This window comes from Chroococcidiopsis sp. CCALA 051 (assembly GCF_003015105.1).
Classification (GTDB): domain Bacteria; phylum Cyanobacteriota; class Cyanobacteriia; order Cyanobacteriales; family Chroococcidiopsidaceae; genus Chroococcidiopsis; species Chroococcidiopsis thermalis.
On record NZ_PYCI01000009.1, the window covers coordinates 1 to 23,762 of the forward strand.

Consider the following 23,762-nt stretch of genomic DNA (forward strand, 5'->3'; position numbering starts at 1 on the left):
ACTGATAACTGACAACTGACAACTGAAAATGTGGATGGGTATGATGGGAAGTTTTATCTGGTTGGTGACACAAGGTAGCCCACTACTTGCTGAAGCGGCAGAAGCAGAAGCAGAAGCAGGCGGGTTTGGTCTTAATTTTGATATTTTAGAAACAAACCTAATTAACCTGGCTATTCTTGTTGGCGTACTAGTATATTTTGGCAGCAAGGTAGTAGGAAAAACCTTGAGCGATCGCCGCGAGCGCATAGAAACAGAAATTGTAGCGGCAGAAAACCGCGCTAAAGAAGCAGCAGCAGCACTGCAAAAACAGCAGCAAAGATTGACAGAAGCTCAAGCGGAAGCCGAAAGAATTCGCCAAAGCGCGACAACGAACGCTCAACAAGCCAAAGAGCAAATCTTGGCTCAGGTGGGAATAGATATTCAACGCTTAAAAGAGACAGCAACTCAAGATTTAAATACGGCAAGAGAACGAGCGATCGCTCAACTGCGAGCTTCTGTAGTTGCAATGGCTTTACAAAAGGTAGAATCCCAATTGGAATCGGGATTAGACGAAAATATCCAACAACAAACAATCGATCGCAGCATAGCACTACTAGGAGGCAGTAAATGAGCAGCAATGCCATGAACGAACAGGTAGTGCAGCCTTACGCCCAGGCATTGATGTCTGTGGCGCGTAGTAATAACCTCACGGAACAATTCGGCGAAGATGCCCGTACTTTAACGAATTTGTTGCGGGAATCAGAGCAATTTCGTAACTTTCTCGCTAACCCCTTCGTCAGCATCAGCGACAAGAAGGCAGTATTGGGGCGAGTTGTCGGCGATAATGTCAACCCCTACATGCGTAACTTCTTAATGCTGTTGGTAGACCGCCGCCGCATTATTTTGTTAGAAGGGATTTGTCAACAGTATCTCGCCCTCCTGCGGCAACTGAATCAAACTGTTTTAGCCGAAGTCACTTCAGCTGTCGAACTGACTGAAGAACAAAAGCAAGCTGTGCGGGATAAAGTCATTGCCATGACCAACGCCCGTCAGGTAGAACTAGAAACAAGAATCGACCAAAGCTTAATCGGTGGTGCGATCGTCAAAGTTGGTTCTCAAGTGATCGACGCTAGTATCAGAGGACAACTGCGCCGCCTTTCTTTACGACTTACTAGCGGCACTTAAAAAGGACGAAGAAAGAAGGACAAGGGAGACAAGGAGGACAAGGGGGAAAAATTCTCCCCCCTCTCCCTTGTCTCCCCCCTCTCCCTTGTCTTCACCACTCCCGATTCCCAAAATTCCTTAACACAAACTCACCATGATCAGTATCAGACCTGACGAAATCAGCAGTATTATTCAGCAGCAAATCGAGCAATACGACCAAGAAGTTAAAGTTGCTAACGTTGGTACGGTATTGCAAGTAGGAGATGGTATCGCCCGGATCTATGGCTTAGAAAAAGCTATGGCTGGCGAACTCTTAGAATTTGAAGATGGAACCGTTGGTATCGCCCTGAACCTAGAAGAAGACAACGTAGGTGCGGTATTGATGGGTGAAGGTCGCGACATCCAAGAAGGCAGTTCCGTTACCGCTACAGGTAAAATTGCCCAGGTTCCAGTTGGAGAAGCCACAATCGGACGTGTTGTGGATGCTCTCGGTCGTCCGATTGATGGTAAGGGAGACATAAACACCTCAGAATTCCGTTTGATCGAGTCTGGCGCACCTGGTATCGTAGCGCGGCGTTCGGTATACGAACCAATGCAAACAGGAATTACCGCGATCGATGCAATGATTCCTGTAGGTAGAGGACAGCGGGAATTAATTATCGGTGACAGACAAACAGGTAAAACCGCGATCGCCATTGACACGATCATCAACCAGAAAACCGAAGATGTAATCTGTGTATACGTCGCGATCGGACAAAAAGCTTCCACCGTTGCTAACGTAGTCCAGACCTTACAAGAGAAGGGCGCAATGGACTACACCATTGTCGTTGCAGCTAACGCCAGCGACTCTGCTACCCTCCAGTACCTCGCGCCATACACGGGGGCAGCATTGGCAGAGTACTTCATGTACAAAGGCAAGGCAACTCTAATCATTTACGATGACTTGTCCAAGCAAGCTGCTGCTTATCGCCAAATGTCCTTGTTGCTACGTCGTCCACCAGGACGGGAAGCATACCCTGGAGACGTATTCTACCTCCACTCCCGCTTGTTGGAACGTGCGGCAAAACTTAGCACCGAACTAGGTGAAGGCAGCATGACAGCCCTACCAATTATCGAAACCCAAGCAGGGGACGTATCGGCTTACATTCCTACCAACGTAATTTCCATTACCGACGGTCAAATCTTCTTAACTTCCGACTTGTTCAACGCTGGTATTCGTCCGGCAATTAACCCTGGTATTTCCGTATCGCGGGTAGGTTCGGCAGCTCAAACCAAGGCAATGAAAAAAGTTGCTGGTAAGCTGAAATTGGAGTTGGCACAATTTGACGAATTGCAAGCTTTCTCGCAATTTGCCTCCGACTTGGATAAAGCCACCCAAGACCAGTTGGCACGGGGTCAGCGTTTGCGGGAGTTGTTGAAACAGCCACAAAATTCGCCACTATCGGTATTCGAGCAAGTTGCCATCCTCTACGCTGGGATTAACGGCTATATGGACGACATCGCCGTAGATAAAGTTACCACTTTCACCAAAGGACTGCGGGAATACCTGAAAACCAGTAAACCCAAGTATGGTGAAATCATCCGCAGCGAACGACAACTTACCGATGAAGCCGAAAAGTTGTTGAAAGAAGCAATTACCGAATACAAACAAACCTTCTTGGCAACTGCTTAGGTAATGGTTAATGGTTAATGGTTAATAGTTAATGGTTAATGGCAATTAACTATTAACTATTAACTATCAACGAATACCAACTACCAACTACCAATTACCAAAAGACGATGGCTAATCTCAAATTAATCCGCGATCGCATTCAGTCGGTCAAAAATACGAAAAAAATTACAGAAGCGATGCGTTTGGTGGCAGCGGCTAGGGTGCGTCGCGCTCAAGAACAAGTACTTTCTACTCGTCCGTTTGCCGATCGCTTGGCACAAGTACTGTATAATCTACAAACTCGCTTGCAGTTTGAAGATGTCAACCTACCGCTATTCAAAAAACGAGACATTCGCTCCATTGGTTTGCTGGTAATTACAGGCGATCGCGGTTTGTGCGGTGCTTATAATACCAACGTGATTAAACGGGCAGAAAACCGCGCCAAAGAACTTCAAGCTGAAGGCTTGGAATACAAATACATCCTTGTCGGACGCAAAGCCATCCAGTATTTTCAACGCCGCAACCAACCCATTGATGCAACGTATACGGGTTTAGAGCAAATTCCTACAGCGGCAGAAGCTTCTAATATTGCTGACGAGTTGCTTTCCCTGTTTTTGTCGGAAAGCGTAGACAGAGTGGAGTTAATCTATACCAAATTCGTCTCGTTAGTTAGTTCTCGCCCAGTGGTACAAACTCTGCTACCATTAGATGCTCAAGGTTTTGAAGCTGCAGACGATGAAGTTTTTCGGCTGACTACCCGTGGTGGTGAATTTGAAGTGGAAAGACAGAAAGTTTCTGCCACTGCACGGAGTTTTCCCAAGGATATGCTATTTGAGCAAGATCCCGTACAAATTCTCGATGCTCTGTTGCCTTTGTACCTGAATAACCAACTATTGCGTGCATTACAAGAATCTGCTGCTAGCGAACTGGCAGCACGTATGACAGCCATGAACAACGCTAGCGACAACGCTAGCGAATTGATTAATACCCTTACGCTGTCTTACAACAAAGCACGGCAAGCCGCCATTACCCAGGAAATTCTGGAAGTTGTCGGCGGTGCGGAAGCTTTGAAATAAGATTTCCCCAACCCCCCTTAACAAGGGGGATAGGGGGGATCCTCTGTATCTGCCTGCCAAAATCTCCACGACGAATTATAATGAGATAAGAAGCACATGGGGCTTTCAAGGTTTCGACAGGTTGGCGAAAGCTGCTCTGTGATACAGGTCGAGAGTGAGTCTCCTCTCGTAAATCAAAGGCTCAAAAAAACGTAACTGCGAACAACATCGTTCCTTTTGCTCGTAAGGCTGCTCCTGTAGCTGCCTAATAATCTCTCAAAGATTCGAGCGCTTGTAGTTTGACTCCGTTAAGGACTACAGGCAAACCCCAACGGATGCTCTAGCAAGGTTTCTTCGATTTACTTGCTAGCTAAGACTTAATCGAAGCATCCTACGTGCGGGATAATGCACGATCCCCGCCTTGAGGGTCAAAAAGGCTAAGCCTGTGAACGAGTGGGGGGTTAATACCCAATTTGGACACGGGTTCGATTCCCGTAAGCTCCACTTAAAAACCAAAACTGAGTTACCCACCTTGATGTTAAATTCCGGGTGGGTAATTTTTTGGCGTAACCATAGATATAATAGCAATTCTCGATTGCGTGCGTGACATTTGTAGGGGCGCACAGAGAAAGCGCCCCTACAGAGCGTGTGTTTTACCCAATTGAAAACCGCTATAAAATGTTGGTGCGATCGCCACCGCAATAATACAGATTTTTCCCAACAGCGTCTTAAATTATTTCCGCAATCTTCACCAAGAAGATTAGCTGTTGCTTGTGCCAATGTTAATCTAGCAGACTTGCGAGCGGTCTTGACTAGTACTGCTAATTGTACTGGGTTCGTCAGCTATGAGAACTTGTCTGAAGTTTACTGTATTATTTCGCGTCTGAGAATTTCTATGAATTTCCAATTTAACTTGTTAAAGTTTCCACTGTGGCAATATTTGACTCAGCCTATATTTGATGCCAATACGAAATTAGTTCTCAATCCTCAACAGTTTGAGGCGCAACATAGAGTCCAGCTTTTAGAGCGTTGCTGGTGTAAAGAGTACGACTCGAAGGATAGTTTTTTTAATAAGTAGGACGGGTGTAAAACCGTATAATCCTAAAGTTTAGTAAGCGGGTGATGGGACTCGAACCCACGACATCGACCTTGGGAAGGTAGCGTTCTACCACTGAACTACACCCGCAACTTAGCGTTTGAACACATACATATCTGTATATCGTACTCAAAAAATACTCAATGGGCAAGAAGAAAAGAAGTCCAAGAGGCGGTGTACATATGGAAGCTGTCGGGAATTCGCTGAGAATCAGATTTATGGCAACCGCTGGTGGAAAACAAATATGCTTTCACCCATGAGATTTCCAATTTTTCACTACCTTCATGCATTCCTTTATTGCCTTTAGGTGTTCCTGATTTTCCTTAACATGTTCCTGCGAAGCTTTGATAAACTCCTCTTTTGAGTTTTCATTGTGCTTCCGAGCCGCTTGGGAGTGTTTCAGTGAAGCATCAGCGTGTTTTTGCGCAGCCTTACCGTATTTTTCGATTAGCTCTCCATGCGTACTCTGTGGCTCTCCAAGCTTTTGTAAGAGCTTTCCAGTTTCCTTAGTATACTTAGCCTGTTTCTGTGAGGCTATGGCGTGTTCCTCAGCCGCCAATGCATTCTCTTCTGACACCCCAGACATAATTTACCTACAGATAACTAAGTTTGTCTAGTGTAGCCCTAGTGTCTGCTTCTGCTCATCCGGCAATCGGCTGATTATTTGATATGTACTAATAAAATTCCCACCAACTAGCGTTGCGGTAGGAACGGCTGGTAGGAAGGACATGAAAAACCTATATTGTTGCCTTATCCAATATTGATTTACTAATATGCAGTTTTCATTAACCAATAGGCTGAACTATTTGTCATAAGTGGTTGTTAATTAGAACACATACTAATCCTTACAGTATGTACTCTATTGCCTAGTTTTTACTGGAGAGATAGTAACGAATAATGTTTTCTAACTCATCAATGCTGTAAGGCTTGGTAACGCATTCTAGACAACCCTTGGAGATTCAAAAAGAGATTATCTGCTCGCTGCTGAGACTAGTCCTGTGTTATGCTGCTGACGAAAGAAAATCTTGGTCAGAATTGGGGCTGCCAAATTATGGGTGCAGCGATCGCCCGTCATGTCATAACTGTATTAACAGCTAGCAGCTTGTTTGTCGCTCAACCAACATCAGCAATCCCTGCGAGCGAATACCGTGCCTTGGGATTATCCTATCGTGCAGCGGCAAAATATCCAGAAGCGATCGCGGCTTTGCAAAAGTCTGTAGAACTCGAACCGCAAAATCTCTCTGGACGAGTTTTGTTAGGCTGGACGCAACACCTAGCCGGACAAAAAGAAGCGGCGGCTGAGTCTTTAATTCAAGTTTTATATCGCGATCCGAATTCTATTCCAGCTCTCAACGCTTTGGGAATTGTTTATTTAGTCAGTGGTAAATTGAATGCTGCTGTATTCGTTCACGCATGGGCAGCAATTTTACAACCAAAAAATGAGATTGCCTATTACAATCTCAGCTTAGCTTTTGAGCGATTGCAGTCCTACGAACCTGCAATTAGTGCGGCAAAACGCGCCGCCCAGCTAGAACCAACCAACCCTCATCCTTTAGTTGCTCTCAGTCTCGCCCATTGGCAGAAGGGCGAGCGCGCTGCGGCTGAAGCTGCTTATCGACAAGCGTACAACCTAGATGCACGGTATGGCGATCGCATTTTTCTCAACCATCTCCTGCAAGCTGGGTTCAGCCAGTCGCAGATTGAGATGACAAAACACATTTTAGCCGCAACTTTTCCCTAACTCTCACTCGAAATGTAGTTTTTTAACAAGGTTTAAACAAAAAATAAATAAAATTTGCTTGCATAAATAATTAATATTGATTAACTGTTCTTGAACTTACAAGAATACTGTTATATACGAAACTATAGCAATCTTAGATGGCTCGTGAAATCGATTGTCCGTATAGAGACGTTACATGTAACGTCTCTATACGGGAAACGTTCACACATCAATTTGAATTGCTATATAACCATTACTAAAATCTTTTTATGATGGATAATTCGTATCCCTTCGAGGACAATCAACTTATAGAAGAATTAGCTAGAAATCTCAATTTGGCAACACCAGAATATTCAGCATTGCCAGAAGCAGAGAAAACAATAGATCGGCGGGCGATTGAAGATGTATTTAACCTACTGCTAAGATATATCATTCTGAAACAAGAAATATACATTTCTACATCGAATTTATCCAATCGACAACAAATCACAACTATCTTCGATCGCCTTGCTCCGACAATTTGGATGAAGCTATCTATAATTGGAGCGAGTTTTTTTATTTCGGCTGCTATTGGATTAGGTTTGTTCAATCCAACAGCAACAGCACCTATCAGAATATATATTTATCTTTTTGGTTTTTTTGGCTTATTGTTTGCTATCCTTTGGGAAGTTAGATGGTTAAGACAGTTATCGAGTCAACAGGTAATTCGCAACCCAAAAGAAATAGCCTGTTTGGATTTTGAAGTAACTAGAGCGCAAGCGATTGGCTATGAATTAGATTTAGTCGATAAAATTATTAAAACGGCAAATTTCAGCAAACAAGCGCTCCAGTATGTTGAAAATAAAATTCACTCCGAACTATCATTTCAGACGCAACAGGTAAATCTAGCACATAAAATTATTAAAATAGCTGCAATTTTTATTGTTCTAAGCTTAGTTTATACTTCTATGCCCTTGCAGCTTTTACTAAACTCAATTTTGTTAAATAACCTAGCAATTCTCAACTCTATCGTGGCAGTTATAGCCGTATTGGGTGCAGGTGTAATTCTATTTGTAGAATGGGTAGAAGACACAGCGCTCCAGGGAAAAATTACTAGCTATAAAATTTGTGAGAATATATTAAAACAAGCGCGAGTGCTGTTAGAAGATTGATTTGGCTGTCATGCAGAAATCGGCAGTTGGAAGTTGGAATTCAGCAGATAATATTTACCTCTCACCAACTACCAACAACCAATTACCAACAACCAATTACCAATTACCAATTACCAATTACCACCCTCATTTCTCCACTCCTGAATGCCCTACAAGATCGCCCACAGGTTCAAATCGCCCGCCTAAGTATTTTGCTAAAAATTCCTCGGCTTTAGCATAGAAATGCAAGCGATTTTCGGGACGGGCAAAACCATGTCCCTCATCTGCGTACAGCAGATATTCAACTGGTCGATTGGATTGCCGCATTGCTGCCACAATTTGTTCGCTTTCTGCTTGTTTTACCCTCGGATCGTTAGCTCCCTGTCCAATTAACAAAGGTTTTTGGATGCGATCGCAGTAAAATAAGGGCGATCGCGATTTGAGAAATTCTGGTTCCGTCTCTAAATTTCCCAAACGATGAGCAAACATAGCTTTCATCGGTTCCCAGTAAGGCGGAATACTCTGCATCAGCGTAATTAAATTGCTGGGACCGACGATATCAACTCCAGCTGCAAATACCTCTGGCGTGAAAGTTAACCCCGCTAGCGCCGCATAGCCACCGTAGGAACCACCCATAATCGCTACTTTTTGAGGGTCAGAAATACCTTGTTCTACTAACCAATTGACTGCATCGATCAGATCGTCGTGCATCTTTGCGCCCCATTCGCGGTTTCCCGCATTCAGAAACGCCTTACCGTAGCCAGTAGAACCGCGAAAATTGACTTGCAATACCGCATAACCTCGGTTCGCCAGCCATTGCACTTCTGGATCGTAACCCCAAGTATCCCGCACCCAAGGACCTCCATGCACTAGAAGAATTGTTGGTAAGTTCTTAGCTGCAATTCCTACAGGTGTTGTGAGATAGCCGTGAATTGTTAACCCATCTCTTGTAGGGTAGGAGACAGGTTGCATGGTTGCTAATTGCAACTCTTCGAGTTTGGGTTGGTTGCTAAAAAGTAAAGTGCTACTTTTGGTCGTGCGATCGTATGTGTAGTAGTAAACTGGTCCATTGTCAGTGATGTAAGCCACTAACCAAGTTCGATCTGCCAAGTCACGGCTAGTAATGTTGTATTCTCCAGGGCGGACTTGGGCAATTACCTCTAGATCGTCAGCTATACTGCGATCGAGAATTTGCCACTCTTGTTTGTCGCGGTAAAAAGAAACCGCTTGCAAAACACGATCGGTTGGGTGAACGATGACACTATCAACATCGTATTCTGGATCTTCAGCAATAACAGTCTCTTGACGAGTCGCTAAGTCTAGGGCGAGGAGGCGTTGGGCGTTAGCATCGTGACTGCCGACGATATACAAAGTTTTGTCATCAGCAGAAAAACTAACCGCGTAGCCTTCATCCTCAGAACTCCAGTGGCGTAAATTTTCCCAAGCTGCCTGTGGAGATTCGCGGTAAAGTAAGTCGTAACCACCGTCAGCCGTAGCCGCGATCGCAGCTTGAACTTGAAACTGAGTATTCACAGTCCAAGAGACAATGTTACCTGGGTTTTCCGTGTCAAACTCTACTGCCCCATTTTTGAGGTTAACGCGGTAAACATCGTGCTTGCTTAAATCTGGCAAATTTAACCCCACCAAAAATTCATGCGGGAAGTTATGGTCTAAGGCGAGGGGTTGCGCCTGTACCCCTTGAAACGGAGTCAGGTCGCGGACAATATTCGTATTGATATTGACTGCATAACAGTGCCAATTTTCATCACCATCGGCATCTTGAAGGTAAATTAGCTGTTCGCCATCAAACGTCCAGAAGTACATGCGGATACCCCGTTTTTTATCCTGGGTTAGTTGGCGATCGTCTTGTTGTCCTACACTACGCACCCACACTTGAAGGATATTGTTTTCATCTGGGGCAATATACGCCAAATACTTGCCATCTGGGGAGAGTTGAGGACGGGCGCGTTCTGGGTTGCCAAACAGAATTTCACGTGGAATTAATGGTGGTAGTTGAGTTTGAGGTTGACTAGCTGTTGTTGTCACCATACTTGCCTCCTGATAATTGCTCTTTTACGATTGTTACCGCAATTGAGCAGAAGCCGCAGGATGGTTAGGGAATGCGATCGGCGATCGCTATGATTTGTGTACGTCACCACTTAAAAGCGAAGCCAGCGATCGACAGCAATCCCCAGAAAACTAGTGCGCTGCCAATGCCAAACCAAAGCGACGGAATTTCTTGTAGAACTACAGATGCAAATAACACTGCAAACATTGGCTCTAGCAGTAATATTGCAGTTGCCAGTACGACTGGTAAACGCTGCGCCGCTACTGTGTAGCACAAAAATGGTAAAGCAGTGGAAAAAATTCCCAATCCTAATAATACGAGAATAACTTGTCGATCGATTTCGATTCCAATTGACGCTGGGAAGAGAACTGCGCACAAAAAAGATAAAATACTTCCTAGCAAACAGGTCAGAAAAACCACATTTATCGATTTTGGCGCAATGTTTTGCTGAGCAAATGCATTAAACCAAAGTGTATAAATTGCGATCGAACCAGCAGCACCTAATGCTAAAAGGTAGCCTGCTAGAGTTGCCCAAGAGACAGCGCGATCGGTAGATAGCTGAGGCAGCACGATCGCACTGGCTCCAGTCATAGCCAGCAGCATTCCAAAGCCCTCACTTCTTTTTACGTGTAAGCGCACGACATATTTGTAGGCAATAATAAACAAGGGTGAGGTTGTGAATAATAATGTCACTTCTCCTACAGGTGCTAGCTGAAATGCTGTCGTGCCTAAGACATAACCCCCAATAGCTGGCAAACTCAGCCACCAGATCGGTGAAGTGCGAAGGGAGCGAATCAGATCGTGTCGGACACTCGGCGCTAGAAAAAGTATCGGCAGCATTGCAACAGTGGCAACCAAAAAGCGACCTGCCAAAACTGCAAAAGCAGACCATCCTGGAAGCCAGCGGACAAATACACCTACCATACCCCAAGTAGCTGCGGCACATAGAGCCGCCATTAAGCCTTGGGTGTTTAGTGTGGGTTGAGTCATCTAGATTTCATAGCCCTGACTGTTCCCTGTTAATCAAAGATTTCAAGTAAATTCGGAAGTCTCAAACTGCATCTTTTATTTTTTCTTTAATGCCTTTTTCACCAATTCGGGAATTTGAGAAGGGCGTTCTGCAACTGGAACTTTTGCCACTTTGAAAGCTTCTAACTTGCTTTTTGCCGTACCGACATTATCTCCTCTGCCAACCACGGCTGCTAGCGTCCCGGTATGCCCCCAGTGTTTACCTGCTGGCGCATGACAGCCAGCAATGTAGGCAATAACTGGTTTATCGATCGCCTCGGCAATGTAACGCGCCGCAGCTTCTTCACTATTTCCCCCAGGTTCCCCGACTAAAACGATCGCTTCTGTAGTATCGTCTTCATCGAAAATTTGCAGCCATTGTAGAAAAGAAGAACCAATAATTGCATCACTGCCGATACTGACAGCAATTGACTGCCCTAACCCGGCTTTAGTCAATCCCAAGGCAATTTCGTAAGTCAGAGTCGTGCTGCGACTGACAATACCAATCGAACCTGGAGTATAAAATTCACTGGCATGGGTTCCCAAGAGTAATTTGCCTGGAATGATAATACCCGGACTGTTTGGTCCTACAATTATGGTTTCGTTTGCCTCTGCTTTACGCAACAAGCGCACCATATCCAAAGGAGGTACACCAGCAGAGATGATAATAATTTGTTTTATCCCAGAAGCGATCGCCTCTAAAGCAGCATCTAAAGCTTGATAGGGAGGGACGAAAATAATCGTCGTATCGATCGCCCCAACTGCCGCTACTGCCTGTTCGACCAAATCGAACACGGGTAAATCGTCAATAGATGTCGTTTGACCAGGACTAACTGCGGCAACAATCTGCGTCCCGTAGGCTTGCATACGAGCAATGTAGGGCGACCAGAGCGATGCTGTCATGCCCTGAATTAAAACTTTACTATCAGGCTTTAATTTCATCACTCACTTCTTTTAGGCAACGAACTTTTCGCAACACGGACGGCTTGGGCGATCGCTTCGTCTAAATCTTCCATTGAAGAGACTTGTACCGCATCTAGCTTTGCTTTGGCATCTGCTAAATCCGTTCCTGCCAAGCGCACGACTAGTTTAGGGTATTGGGCATGAGAACGAGTTTTGTGCGTCTTATTGTCGTGCTGTTGTACGAAAGTCGCGATCGCCTCAGCCACTTCTACAGTTGTCGGCACGCTACAAAGAATATTAACTAAAATTGCGTGGATAGATTTATCTTGAGCGATCAATTCTAGACCTTGGATGACGCGATCGCAAAAATTCAACCCTCCATTTGCGCCAATTCTTCCATGTCCCACATTTAAGCAAACAGATGGTTTGCGGTGACTGGCTGTGGCGATCAAATCTAAAGTTGCCATCAATAACCCCGCGCCATTGCCCAAAATTGCGATATTTCCCGACTTATCTACCTCATTCCACTTGCCAACTTGAGCGACTGATGGATAACCGTTAGGACGGCTAGCTTTTTTTTCTGCCATCATCAAAATATCGGGATGGCGGGCGATCGCTTGGTCGTTGACAGTAACTTTACCATCCAATGCCATTAACTCCCCAGTCGAACTGACCCCTAAAGGATTGATTTCGATCAAATCCAAATCTTTCTGCACGAATAAACCGTACATTTTTTCCACGATAGCGCTGACCGATGCCAGTGCATCTCCCTGCAAGCCCATTTTGACTGCTAATCGGCGGGCATAAAAGGGTGAAAAATCTCGTTCGACTATGACTTGTTGTAAAGCTTCTGGATTGGATTCAACATCGACTCCCCCTTGCGTAGAACCCAGAAGCAACGGACGGCGAGCAACTGCATCGATAACTATGGCTAGGTAAAACTCGCGATCGGAGTTGTATTTTGCCTCCGCTAGTAAAACTTCAGGAAATTCCCCTAAAATTGGTAAATTGAAGATCGTTTGTGCCGCAGCGATCGCGTCGATCGTATTCGTGACGATCTTTACTCCCCCAGCTTTTCCCCTACCTCCCGTCCGCACTTGCGATTTGAGTACTACTGGATAGGGAATCTTCAACCCCTTCAAATCGCGGGGACGATCGATTCTTTGGGAAGGTAAAACTGGAATACCAATCTCGCGAAACCATTCTTTAGCTTGATACTCTAGTAGATCCATTTTTTGATGGTAATAGGTAATAGGTAATGGGTAATGGGTCAGGAGGGATTAGGATTTAGCACTAAGGGATTAGGGTAGCGATCGAGAACTACCAACTACCAACTACCAATTACCAATTACCAATTCATTTATACTTCATCCTTCAAGCCTAAACGATGCTTTTGCCAATCTTGCGCTACGAGGTTAATGCCATAAAATCGCTGCCAAAAGCGATCGACAACTTTAGTTGATAAAACTTTCGTCATCATAAACACCAAAAAATTTCCCCCTGTTGCTGCAATATAGCGCGGGCGGGGATGAGAGTCTGTCAGTGCTTTAACAATTGCTTCTGCAACTCGTTCGGCACTCCAAGCACGGCTACTCGTGTGTTTCTCTAAATCTTTTAATTTTTCAAAAGCAGCGCGATAGGGGGTGCGTTCGGGAGTGGCTACGGTTGATTCTACAGCTTGGGCGGCGGCGGCAAAAAAATCCGTGCTGACTGGACCTGGTTCGATGACGCTGACTTTAATATTGAATGGTGCTAGTTCCATGCGCAAAGCATCGCTGAGTCCTTCGAGGGCAAATTTTGAACCACTATACAAACCGCCAAACGGGAAAGCCATCCTGCCACCCAGCGAACTAATATTGATAATTCTGCCACCACCACGATCGCGCATCAGCGGAATTAAGCTGCGGATCAGCGCTAAGGGTGCTAGCACGTTGATTTGAAATTGTCTGGCAGCAGCTTCGTGGGGAATGAGTTCTATGGGTCCCATCTGTCCGTAGCCAGCATTATTCACTAAAGCATCAACGCGACCGAATTTTGCGATCGCGGCTTGGGTTAGGGCTTCAATTTGGTCAGTCTGTTCTAAATCTGTGGGAACGACGAGAACTTCTGCCCCTAATTGCCGACAGTGGCTAGCGACCTTTTCCAACTTGTCTGCATCTCTAGCTGCCAAGACTAAGCGAATCGTCTTAAATCGTTCTGCTAAAATTTTTGCCAATGCTGCCCCAATGCCAGTAGAAGCACCAGTTATTAATACAACTTGTTCGGATAAAGAAAGCATTTTTAGTCAATTTAACGAGCAACAATTAGGGCGAGACAGACAATCCTACCCTATGTTCTGCAAAGATTTTAAAGCGACGAGGGCAAACTTGTCTTATATCTGAGGAGACACAATTAAGGCAGCAGGGGAGAAGAGAGAGTCCAGCTGAGGGGACAAGGGAGACAAGGAGGACAAGGGAGACAATTCTGGTTCCACCAGCCATCAGTCGCAAGTCACAGTTAATTCCGAATTCCGAATTCCGAATTCTCCCCACACCTTTTCTGTCTCCTTTATCCTTTATCCTTTTACAGTTTCTCGCGCCAAGAACTTCTCTAGTTCGGTCAGCGCATCAGCATCAACTTTTGTTTGCATCGGGCAGAATTTGGGACCGCACATCGAGCAGAATTCAGCAGTTTTATAAATATCTGCTGGCAAGGTTTCATCGTGATATTCCTTTGCCCTGTCTGGATCGAGGGATAATTCAAACTGACGATTCCAGTCGAAATTGTAACGGGCGGTTGAAAGCTCGTCATCCCTATCTCTAGCACCGATGCGGTGTCTTGCCACGTCCGCAGCGTGGGCGGCGATTTTGTAGGCAATCAAACCATTCCGCACGTCTTCCGCATCGGGTAAGCCCAAATGTTCTTTAGGTGTGACATAGCATAACATTGCCGTACCATACCAACCTGCCATTGCTGCCCCGATCGCAGAAGTGATATGGTCGTAGCCTGGAGCAATATCCGTTACCAGTGGTCCCAACACGTAAAATGGTGCTTCCGAACACTCTTCCATCTGCTTGCGCACGTTAAACTCGATTTGATCCATCGGGACGTGTCCTGGTCCTTCTACCATGACTTGGACATCGTGTTCCCAGGCTTTACGAGTCAGTTGTCCCAAAGTTTTTAATTCTGCTAACTGCGCCTCGTCGGATGCATCGTGGAGACAGCCAGGGCGTAGAGAGTCACCCAAACTAAAGGACACGTCGTATTTCTTAAAAATCTCAATAATGTCGCGCAAGTGCGTGTACAGCGGATTTTGTTTGTGATGGTGCAACATCCACCGCGCTAAAATACCTCCACCACGGGAGACAATTCCAGTAATTCGGTTTTTGACTAATGGCAAATGCTCGATTAAAATCCCAGCATGAATTGTCATGTAGTCTACACCTTGCTGGGCGTGTTTCTCGATGATGTGGAGAAAATCTTCCGCAGTGAGCTTTTCAATACTACCGTGGACGCTTTCTAAAGCTTGATAGACTGGTACAGTGCCAATTGGCACGGGAGAAGCGTTAATAATTGCAGTGCGAATTTCATCTAAGTTACCGCCGCCTGTGGATAAGTCCATGACGGTATCGGCTCCATATTTTACCGCTAGATTGAGCTTGGCAACTTCCTCATCTAAGTTGGAAGAGTTGGGCGAAGCACCAAGATTAGCATTCACCTTGCATTTGGAGGCGATGCCAATACACATCGGTTCCAAATTGGGATGATTGATATTGGCAGGGATAATCATTCTGCCCCGTGCTACTTCATCTCGAATCAACTCCACGGGTAAATTCTCCCGTAGGGCGACACGATCCATTTCTTCGGTTATCACACCTTTACGGGCAAAGTGCATTTGAGACACGTTATCTTGCCCGCGACGCTTCGCGATCCATTCTGTACGCATTTCGAGTTCCTCGCATAAACAGCTTCCCTCCGCTGGTATTACCCAGTCTCAGGTTCTAAGGGACTGTCTCAGCCTGGTTTCCCAGACACCCCTAGCTATGGTTGTCGATTGTATCACTTCTCCCTAACCACAGTTTGTTAATTTTTGAGTTAATTAATCTTTCTCTATGTAGGCAAGCTAAATAGTTGTTGGAGTTAAGCGAAAGCTCGTAAAAATAATATTTGGCGGGAAAAATATACTGTCTATTTCCGAAAAGATTAGACTAAAAATTAATAACCGATCGCTTCAGGATTTTACCCGCGATGTTAGCTCATATACTAAGTTTACTGGCTCACGCGATCGATCCACCGATAGCACCCTACAATCCCAGCATCCGATCGGGCGATCGCAGCGTCCAATTAGTTAAGCAACAAAATAGCGCGATCGAACAGTTACTATCTACTAATGAATGTGAAGGATGTAACCTAGAAAATGCGGATCTTCAAGGTGCAAAATTGAGGGGCGCAAAACTAAGAGGCGCAAATATGAGAAATGCCGATCTTAGTTATGCCAACTTAGAAAATGCTGACTTAGAAAATACAAATTTAGAAAATGCTAATTTAGCAAGTAGCAATCTTCGAGGTGCGAAATTAGAAAATTCTTACCTGAGATCTGTCGATTTAGACAATGCTAACTTGAGTAATGCCAACTTAGAAAAAGTAAACCTGGAAAATGCCAATCTAGAGGGTAGCAGTCTTCGAGGTGCAAAACTAGATACTGCTTATCTTAGAGGTGTTAATTTTCGAGATGCCGATTTGCAACTCGCAATATTAGAAAATGCTAATCTTCAGGATGCCAATTTTCAGCGAGCTATTCTCCGAGATGCTGTACTCGATGATGCTTATTTGGGAAATACGAATTTAAGAAATGCCGATCTACGAAATGCTTCTCTACAAGATGCAAATTTGCAAGGGGCAAAATTAGCAGGAACTAATCTGCGCGGTGCAGATCTTAAAGGTGTTTATTTACCTGATGGTATGAGAAATGATTAGGTGATTGGGAGTTACCCAATTGAAGATTCAGATCTCGATCCCCCCAACCCCCCTTAAAAAGGGGGGCATTGTTCCCCCCTTCTCAAGGGGGGCTAGGGGGGATCTTTGAGGATCTATCGTTTTTAACCAAACTGTATCGATCTATATCTTCTTCCAATCCTTTTTGCTCTACTAAATCTACTTCAAATACCTCTGCAAACGATCGCGCAACTTGCAATTTCACCTGCTCTAGTTGAATATCTGGTATCCATTGAGCTAAACTACTCACGGGTTTATCGGCAATCCCGCAGGGGACAATTTTACTGAAACCTGCCATATCGGGACAGACATTCAAAGCAAAACCGTGCATTGTCACCCAGCGACTGACTTTAATCCCGATCGCTGCTACCTTGTATCCTTCCAACCATACCCCAGTTAACCCAGGGACGCGATCGCCCTGCAACCCGTAAACTGCTAATACGCGAATTAAGACTTCTTCTAGCTGCCGCAAATACCAGTGCAAATCTTTGTGGTGGAATTGCAGATTTAAAATCGGGTAGCCTACCAGTTGACCGGGACAGTGATAAGTTACCTCTCCACCTCTTTCTATCCTATATACTTCGTCTGCACTTTTGTCAAGGTCGAATTGCAGAAAATCTAAACTAGCTCCGTGTCCTAAAGTGTAGACTGGCGGGTGTTCCAGCAAAATTAAGACATCAGGTAAATCGGGATCTTGGCGGCGCTGTTGCAACAGATGTTTTTGCCAATTCCAAGCCTCAGCATAACAGACGAGTCCGTAATTATAAAGATAGCATTGATGGCGTTTCATGGAGATGATTACAAGCGATCGCAAAAAACTTCAAGCGTATTTTTTACCAAATTTTATTGCATTTGCGATTGACTACATCAAGAAATGTCAAGGAATGCGAAGGATATTAAAAAGAACTAAAACCTCTCTGTTTTCCAGAATACAAAGTGCTAACTTGAAAGTAGAAACACAAACACAGCAGGGAGGAAGGCTTTACCACCACGCCAGACTCGATGTGCAAGTCGAGATTCTACTAGGAAAAATCCCAGATCGCTCTCCAACTGGGAAATACCTGTAGTTTATCAGCAGGAACAAACCCTTTTCGGCAGGAAGTGCGACTGGTAAGTTGTCATCGCAAAATAGCGAAGTTGATAAACTAAAGCGTGGTGAAATGGTGACAAAGAGCGCACCAATCGATTGATTTCTGGAGTACTTAAAACACCAGAATTCGGGCTTTTAGTAAGTAGACACTGACAGCAAATTGTTGCTGCTTTGTATTTAACCTAACACAAATTTGGTTCGTATCCATCGGGAGAATTAAATATGAAGCTTGTGATCCATGGCAAAAACATCGAAATCACCGATGCCATTCGCGAGTACGTGAATCAGAAAATAGAAAAGGCAGTCAATCATTTTCAAACTCTAACCACTGAAGTAGATGTTCATTTGTCAGTAGCCCGCAATCCCAGGATCAACCCAAAACAAGCAGCGGAAGTCACAATTTACGCCAACGGAACTGTAATTCGGGCAGAGGAAAGTAGCGAGAACTTATACGCCAGCATCGATCTAGTTGCCGATAAAATTGCCCGACAGCTACGCAAGTATAAAGAAAAGTTGCAAGACAAGAAAACTCAGCCAAAAACTAGCTTAGAGGCAGTAGAACCACCCGTTGTTAATGATTTGATTGGCGATCGCACTCCCGAATTACCTAGCGAAGTCGTTCGGACGAAATACTTCGCCATGCCACCAATGACACTGAATGAAGCCCTAGAACAGTTGCAACTCGTCGATCATGACTTTTACATGTTCCGCAATGCCGAAACTGGAGAAATCAACGTCATTTACGAACGCAATCATGGTGGATATGGCGTAATTCAACCCCGCAACGGCAACGGACACACTCACGGTAATGCTAAGAACGGTAAAGCCCAAACTTCGGTAGAAAAGCCACAGGTTTCTAAGTAACAACAAGTAGAGACGTTACGTGTAACGTCTCTACACTGATAACTGTCTAAGCCTACAATGGAATTGGCGAGAAGTTGCTAGGAAGGTAGCGATGAGAGTACCACAGGCTTTCTTGACAAAATTCCGAGCTGCATTTGTCGGTGTCAGCATACTGATGCTAGGGATGCAACCTAGTTATGCTATAGAAACGTTACCAAGGCAAATCAAACCGCAAGAAAACCTACAGGTAGCAGCAACGCACAACAATCGAGGCGTAGAGTTAGCCGAACAGGGAAAATTCTCAGAAGCGATCGCGGCTTTCAATCAAGCAATTGAAATTTATCCTCAGTACGAAAACGCTCACAATAATCTAGGGCTTGCTTTTGGCAATCTGCAACAATATACTCAAGCAGAGAATGCTTTCAAACATGCCCTGGCGATCGATCCGCGTAATTTTGAAACCTACAATAATTTAGGAATCGCCCTCGGTAGTCAAGGCAAATTTGTAGAAGCGATCGCTGCTTTTCAACAAGCAATTCAACTCAAACCCAACGATCCAACCTCTTACCAAAACCTCGGTGTAGCATTTTGGAGCCAAGGAAATTTGCCCGAAGCACAAGCATCTTTGCATAAAGCCAAAGATCTCTACTCCACGCAAAACAACTCAACAGGCATAAGTCATGTAGAGCAGATTTTGCAACAGATGGAAAAGTAATGGGTAGTTGGTGAGTGGCTAGTGGCTAGTGGCTAGATTCAATTTCAGTAACTAGTCACTAGCGACTAGTTACCGATAACTGATTATATTGGCAGAGTCACAACAAAAGTCGTTCCTATTCCAACTTCACTGGTGACGCTAATTTCGCCGCCGTGCAAGTCTACACACTGTTTGACAATAGACATTCCCAAGCCTGTACCAGAGATATTTTCTACGTTACTACCACGATGAAAAGAATGGAAGAGTTGTTCTATGTCTTGAGCCGGAATACCAATTCCTCGATCGCGGATGGAGAAAGTAGCTTTTCTGGCTTCAATAGATAAGCTTAAATCGATGTCACCGCCTTTGGGCGAGTATTTAATTGCATTGGAAAGTAAGTTACTCAAAATATAACGGAGCAATTTTTCATCGACATGAGCAGCTATCTGTTGTGCTTGACTGGTAAAAATAATTGAGTGTTTGCTACTAGCACTCATCCGCATTTCTTCTACTAAGTCATGGCAAAATTGTTCTAAGGGTACTGGTGTGGGATTGAATTCGAGTTTTTCGGCTTCAGCTTTACCAATCAGTAAAACATCATCTAACAATTGTGTCATGCGTTTGGTAGCAATTTGAATTCGATCGAGATACATGCGTTTTTTATCTTCTGAAGCGCGATCGCCAAATTGTTCGAGTAGCTTAGCTGACATTAGAATTGTTGTTAGCGGAGTCCGAAATTCGTGAGATGCTGTAGTAATAAATCGCGATTTCAGTTCTACTAACTGTTTCTCTTTTTCTAAGGCGTAAATCATCTCAGCTTCGGCTAATTTCCGTTCTGTGATGTTGCGAAATATACCACGGGTGGCGATTGGCTTACCATTGATAGTTTTACAATTAATACTACCTGCAACCCAAACTTTCTCACCTTGTTTCGTTATAAATGCCGTTTCTATTTCCGAAATCTGTTTTCCTAACATGACTTCCCGAAAAGTTTTCTGGCAATGCTCTAAATTGTCGGGATGAATAACATCAAAAATTATCAAACGAGAAATTTCATCTTCACTATAATCTAAAGTTTCTTTCCAGGCTCGATTTACATATACTAAATGACCGTCTGGTGTAACACTTTGAATTAGATCGCTAGCATTTTCAAATAAATCTCTATAGCGTTCTTCACTTTCTCGGAGAGCTGCATCAGCTTGCTGACGCTCGTTAATTTCACGCTCTAATTTTCGATTAGTTCGCAATAGTTCTTTGGTACGCTCTTGGACTCTTTGTTGTAGAGATTCATTTGCTGCCTGCACTTCTTGAAACTTTTCATTTAAAGCCACCGTCATGAACTGAAAATTACCAATTAACGAATTAATTTCTACTACCTGACTAGTAGGAAATCGCATCAAATTCTTTTCTGGCAATTGGGAGGATAAATCTGTAGTTACGGTAGCTAACTGGGTTAATGGATTTGCTAATTTACGGCTGAGTAGTATGCCGCCAATTAAAACAATCAATACCGTAACTAGCATGAAAGTAAGGTCGTTAATATAAGTTTGTTGTAGGTGGTCGATATAAGGTGCAGCCGGAATTTCTAAAATAAGTTTCCATTGAGAACGATCGTTCAGCGGCTGTTCTTTAACATATAGAGAGCGTCGCCAGCGTACCATCGCCGGAAGTTTGCCTTTAGGTGGTAACCATAGGTATGTATTTTCAAAATATATATTCCCACTAGCTGTCTTTTGACTCAGCGATCGCATTTCTCCCCCATGCAGGCGATCGAAATTTTGCATCAGTTGTAATTGAGAATTGCTGCTGGCGACGATTCGATTTTGAGAGTCGAGAAGAATAATTTGGTGAACTCTGTGAGAAAGCTGCGATCGCAAAAAGTCCTCTAAATAGGAGAGGTTGAGGTGAGCGTATACTACACCAGACAAGCGATTGTTAGTTAGTATCGGTACGCCAATATCGATTTGGGGAATTCGTTCAGTCGAATGGATGTGGACGTTGCCTATAGTGGGTTTGAGACTAGTTTCGATCTGCTTTAAAGTCTTTATGTGCTGTGCATCTAATTTGCCAGGTGAAGTTAAGGCTGGATCGATTTGGGGTGCAGAGGCAACAATAGTATCGGTAGCATTAATAACTTGTAATAGAATTAATTCGGGATAAACTTGCTGTAGCAACTCCAGGCTGTGCTGTAATTGCGTTGAAGGCGCGTTAGCGGTCGTATTATTAGTAGCTAATTGACCGAGTTGAGATAAAACATTTAAATATTCGCGCTGGCGATCTGCCAAACCAGCTATCACCTCTTGAGCAGTATCTTTAAGTTCAACTTGAATTGTGTTGTGGATCTGTTGGGAAACCAAATTGCAATCTAAAACAACTAAAATTAGTGCAGGTAAAAAACAGGAAGTCGCACAAAGAGATAACAAAACCTGTCGCATGGATGGAGTATGCCTGACTTGGGCACGACTCACCCATCTAGAAATAGGTAAGTAATTAATTGCCAAGCTAGCGATAATAGAGTTAAAAATGCCATTAACAGACTGTTTCAACACCACTAACCAAGTTTGAGCCGAATCGACGTGTAACAAGCGGGAATAAAACAGCCACACCAACGGGATACCTAACAGCAGCCAGTAAAAGACATCTAATAGCACCAAACTTTGTCTTTGGTTGCGCCACAGTAAACCAATAAATAATGCTTCGCCAATCAAAACGATCGCGGCGTAGGGATGATTCCAGAGAAAGAAAGTGTGTACGGAGGCGATCGCTGCGGCAATTGTTCCCCAGCGAATACCGAAAAAGCGCACTACTAATAAAACAGAAATACTACCAAACAAAAAATCTACGCCAAAAAAGAGCGGCAAGCTGAAATAATTACCTGCATACCCTGCCAATAGCAAAATCGCCATTGGCAACCACGAGCGTCTAGGAATTGGGGGTAGTAACATGGTTAACTTTTAGTTACTGCGGCTTTTTAGCATCGCCTCGTAGAGATTACGAGCAAAACCACTGTTGTTAGATTAGTCCAGTTCCGAAATTTTCAGGATGAGTAAAATTACTGATGAAAGCGATCGCGACCCAACTTGCAGCTATTGTCAGCCCAGAATCTGTCTTGGAATGGGAAGATATAGATGCGATGCGACAAGAACACATCCAGGGGGCGATCGCCTCCAATATCGCACCTAGCTGCATTGTCTATCCCCAAACGCCAGCCGAACTAGCAGCAGTCATGGCATATACCGACAGCAACAACTGGCGAATTTTAGTCTATGGCAGCGGTACAAAACTCAGCTGGGGAGGACTGGCAAAAAATATCCAGGTGCTTGTCAGTACCGCACGCCTAAACCGACTCATCCAACACGCTGTCGGAGATTTAACCGTAACTGTAGAAGCGGGGATGAAATTTGCCGATCTACAAGCAGTGTTAGCCCCTACAGGACAATTTCTTGCCCTCGACCCCACCGCACCAGAATCAGCTACAATCGGGGGCATTGTCGCCACGGCTGATACTAATTCACTCCGACAACGTTACGGCGGCGTGCGCGATCAACTACTAGGTATTTCCTTTGTCCGTGCTGATGGAGAAATTGCCAAAGCTGGGGGACGAGTCGTGAAAAACGTCGCTGGCTACGACTTAATGAAGCTATTTACAGGTTCTTACGGCACGCTAGGCGCGATCGCCCAGGTAACACTACGGGTTTACCCCCTACCACCTGCATCCGGGACGGTGACGCTGACAGGCACAGCTGAGGCGATCGCCCAAGCGACATCTAAAATCAGGAGTTCGGCGTTAACTCCCACCCAAGCCGACCTGCTATCTTCTCATCTAGTCACTACCATAGGAATAGGTCAAGGACTAGGATTAATGGTTCGCTTTCAAAGCCTGAGTGCTAGCGTCCGAGAACAAACCGCACGGCTAGTAGAAATGGGACAACAATTGGGATTGCAAAGCACCACCTACTCAGATGCGGACGAAGCTGACTTATGGCAACAATTACAAGTACAAATACGTTTTCCTCAACCAATGCAAGCAGTTACTTGCAAAATAGGAGTATTACCAGCAACTGCTGTTGCAACTTTGCTCTATTTAGATCGGGTTGCTCCAGAATCGGCGATCGGTACAATCCATGTTGGTAGCGGTTTGGGAGCGATCAGATTTGACAACACTAATGTCAAGGCAAACACGGTTTTAAGTATGAGAACTCACTGCCAAAATCAAGGAGGTTATTTGTCTGTTTTAGAAGCCCCAGCAGTATTTAAGCAGCAGCTTGATGTCTGGGGTTATAGAGGCAATGCTTTAGATTTAATGCGACGCATAAAACAACAGTTCGATCCAAAAAATGTTTTGAGTCCGCAAAGGTTTGTCGGCGAGATTTAATAAACATTAGTT

At 44.5% G+C, this 23,762-nt stretch carries 21 protein-coding genes, 1 tRNA gene, 1 other RNA gene and 1 riboswitch; of the genes, 13 read left to right on the top strand and 10 right to left on the bottom strand.

Translation table 11 applies throughout. From position 1 onward, the window contains the following. The first annotated feature begins 34 nt into the window (after positions 1 to 34). From C7Y66_RS03340 to C7Y66_RS32265, 6 genes are all read left to right on the top strand, one after another. Positions 35 to 610: a F0F1 ATP synthase subunit B gene (locus C7Y66_RS03340; RefSeq protein ID WP_041463379.1), complete on the top strand. Its 576-nt coding sequence runs from the start codon at positions 35 to 37 to the stop codon at positions 608 to 610. Next, positions 607 to 1,164, top strand: coding sequence for an ATP synthase F1 subunit delta (gene atpH / locus C7Y66_RS03345; RefSeq protein WP_015156237.1), 558 nt, complete (start codon positions 607 to 609; stop codon positions 1,162 to 1,164). The genes C7Y66_RS03340 and atpH overlap by 4 nt, the downstream gene beginning before the upstream one ends. A 133-nt stretch (positions 1,165 to 1,297) precedes the next feature. Then, on the top strand, positions 1,298 to 2,815 hold the full coding sequence (gene atpA / locus C7Y66_RS03350) for a F0F1 ATP synthase subunit alpha (protein ID WP_015156236.1): 1,518 nt from the start codon (positions 1,298 to 1,300) through the stop codon (positions 2,813 to 2,815). A gap of 107 nt (positions 2,816 to 2,922) precedes the next feature. After that, the gene (locus C7Y66_RS03355) at positions 2,923 to 3,870 is read left to right on the top strand and encodes a F0F1 ATP synthase subunit gamma (protein WP_015156235.1); all 948 of its coding nucleotides are present in this window, start codon (positions 2,923 to 2,925) and stop codon (positions 3,868 to 3,870) included. Between the two features lie 98 nt (positions 3,871 to 3,968). Further along, positions 3,969 to 4,356, top strand: a transfer-messenger RNA (tmRNA) gene (gene ssrA / locus C7Y66_RS03360). A gap of 139 nt (positions 4,357 to 4,495) precedes the next feature. After that, a complete protein-coding gene (locus C7Y66_RS32265; protein ID WP_233222508.1) occupies positions 4,496 to 4,927 on the top strand; it encodes a hypothetical protein in 432 nt (143 codons plus the stop codon). A 36-nt stretch (positions 4,928 to 4,963) separates the two neighbouring features. Here the strand turns inward: C7Y66_RS32265 and C7Y66_RS03370 are convergent. Further along, positions 4,964 to 5,035 (bottom strand) — tRNA-Gly (locus tag C7Y66_RS03370). A 160-nt stretch (positions 5,036 to 5,195) separates the two neighbouring features. Beyond that, positions 5,196 to 5,522, bottom strand: coding sequence for a hypothetical protein (locus C7Y66_RS03375; protein ID WP_158265861.1), 327 nt, complete (start codon positions 5,520 to 5,522; stop codon positions 5,196 to 5,198). 426 nt (positions 5,523 to 5,948) lie between these two features. On the opposite strand from C7Y66_RS03375, the gene C7Y66_RS03380 reads away from it, so the two are divergent. Next, on the top strand, positions 5,949 to 6,686 hold the full coding sequence (locus C7Y66_RS03380) for a tetratricopeptide repeat protein (protein ID WP_015156232.1): 738 nt from the start codon (positions 5,949 to 5,951) through the stop codon (positions 6,684 to 6,686). Between the two features lie 248 nt (positions 6,687 to 6,934). Continuing rightward, positions 6,935 to 7,816 (top strand): hypothetical protein, encoded by an 882-nt coding sequence (locus tag C7Y66_RS03385; RefSeq protein WP_106544467.1) that lies wholly within the window; start codon positions 6,935 to 6,937, stop codon positions 7,814 to 7,816. Positions 7,817 to 7,942: 126 nt separating this feature from the next. Here the strand turns inward: C7Y66_RS03385 and C7Y66_RS03395 are convergent, their stop codons facing one another. The 6 genes from C7Y66_RS03395 to thiC form a co-directional block, all read right to left on the bottom strand. Continuing rightward, the gene (locus C7Y66_RS03395) at positions 7,943 to 9,844 is read right to left on the bottom strand and encodes a S9 family peptidase (protein ID WP_106544468.1); all 1,902 of its coding nucleotides are present in this window, start codon (positions 9,842 to 9,844) and stop codon (positions 7,943 to 7,945) included. 103 nt (positions 9,845 to 9,947) lie between these two features. After that, the gene (locus C7Y66_RS03400; protein ID WP_106544469.1) at positions 9,948 to 10,853 is read right to left on the bottom strand and encodes a DMT family transporter; all 906 of its coding nucleotides are present in this window, start codon (positions 10,851 to 10,853) and stop codon (positions 9,948 to 9,950) included. Positions 10,854 to 10,928: 75 nt separating this feature from the next. Continuing rightward, complete coding sequence (locus C7Y66_RS03405; RefSeq protein ID WP_106544470.1) at positions 10,929 to 11,813, bottom strand: CoA-binding protein; 885 nt, start codon at positions 11,811 to 11,813, stop codon at positions 10,929 to 10,931. Next, positions 11,813 to 13,006, bottom strand: a complete 1,194-nt coding sequence (locus C7Y66_RS03410; protein WP_106544471.1) for a succinate--CoA ligase subunit beta — start codon at positions 13,004 to 13,006, stop codon at positions 11,813 to 11,815. Before C7Y66_RS03410 ends, C7Y66_RS03405 begins: the two co-directional genes overlap by 1 nt. A 128-nt stretch (positions 13,007 to 13,134) precedes the next feature. Continuing rightward, complete coding sequence (locus tag C7Y66_RS03415) at positions 13,135 to 14,052, bottom strand: SDR family oxidoreductase (protein ID WP_106544472.1); 918 nt, start codon at positions 14,050 to 14,052, stop codon at positions 13,135 to 13,137. A gap of 276 nt (positions 14,053 to 14,328) precedes the next feature. Beyond that, positions 14,329 to 15,699 carry a phosphomethylpyrimidine synthase gene (gene thiC / locus C7Y66_RS03420; protein ID WP_106544473.1) on the bottom strand — a complete coding sequence of 457 codons (1,371 nt, stop codon included), beginning with the start codon at positions 15,697 to 15,699 and terminating at the stop codon, positions 14,329 to 14,331. A gap of 7 nt (positions 15,700 to 15,706) precedes the next feature. Continuing rightward, positions 15,707 to 15,802, bottom strand: a riboswitch (TPP riboswitch). Positions 15,803 to 16,001: 199 nt separating this feature from the next. Between thiC and C7Y66_RS03425 the strand changes: the two genes are divergently transcribed. Then, positions 16,002 to 16,730 (top strand): pentapeptide repeat-containing protein, encoded by a 729-nt coding sequence (locus C7Y66_RS03425; protein WP_106544474.1) that lies wholly within the window; start codon positions 16,002 to 16,004, stop codon positions 16,728 to 16,730. An 82-nt stretch (positions 16,731 to 16,812) separates the two neighbouring features. On the opposite strand, the gene lipB is transcribed toward C7Y66_RS03425, so the two are convergent. Continuing rightward, on the bottom strand, positions 16,813 to 17,538 hold the full coding sequence (gene lipB, locus C7Y66_RS03430; protein ID WP_106544475.1) for a lipoyl(octanoyl) transferase LipB: 726 nt from the start codon (positions 17,536 to 17,538) through the stop codon (positions 16,813 to 16,815). Here lipB and C7Y66_RS03435 point away from each other — a divergent pair. The 3 genes from C7Y66_RS03435 (at position 17,537) to C7Y66_RS03445 (ending at position 19,396) form a co-directional block, all read left to right on the top strand. Next, positions 17,537 to 17,815: a hypothetical protein gene (locus tag C7Y66_RS03435; RefSeq protein WP_106544476.1), complete on the top strand. Its 279-nt coding sequence runs from the start codon at positions 17,537 to 17,539 to the stop codon at positions 17,813 to 17,815. The genes lipB and C7Y66_RS03435 overlap by 2 nt on opposite strands. A gap of 245 nt (positions 17,816 to 18,060) precedes the next feature. Continuing rightward, positions 18,061 to 18,702, top strand: coding sequence for a ribosome hibernation-promoting factor, HPF/YfiA family (hpf, locus tag C7Y66_RS03440; protein ID WP_015154632.1), 642 nt, complete (start codon positions 18,061 to 18,063; stop codon positions 18,700 to 18,702). Between the two features lie 91 nt (positions 18,703 to 18,793). Beyond that, positions 18,794 to 19,396 carry a tetratricopeptide repeat protein gene (locus tag C7Y66_RS03445; RefSeq protein ID WP_106544477.1) on the top strand — a complete coding sequence of 201 codons (603 nt, stop codon included), beginning with the start codon at positions 18,794 to 18,796 and terminating at the stop codon, positions 19,394 to 19,396. 83 nt (positions 19,397 to 19,479) lie between these two features. On the opposite strand, the gene C7Y66_RS03450 is transcribed toward C7Y66_RS03445, so the two are convergent. After that, the gene (locus C7Y66_RS03450) at positions 19,480 to 22,320 is read right to left on the bottom strand and encodes an ATP-binding protein (protein ID WP_106544478.1); all 2,841 of its coding nucleotides are present in this window, start codon (positions 22,318 to 22,320) and stop codon (positions 19,480 to 19,482) included. Between the two features lie 113 nt (positions 22,321 to 22,433). Between C7Y66_RS03450 and C7Y66_RS03455 the strand changes: the two genes are divergently transcribed. Beyond that, the gene (locus C7Y66_RS03455; RefSeq protein WP_106544479.1) at positions 22,434 to 23,750 is read left to right on the top strand and encodes an FAD-binding oxidoreductase; all 1,317 of its coding nucleotides are present in this window, start codon (positions 22,434 to 22,436) and stop codon (positions 23,748 to 23,750) included. Positions 23,751 to 23,762: the final 12 nt, after the last annotated feature.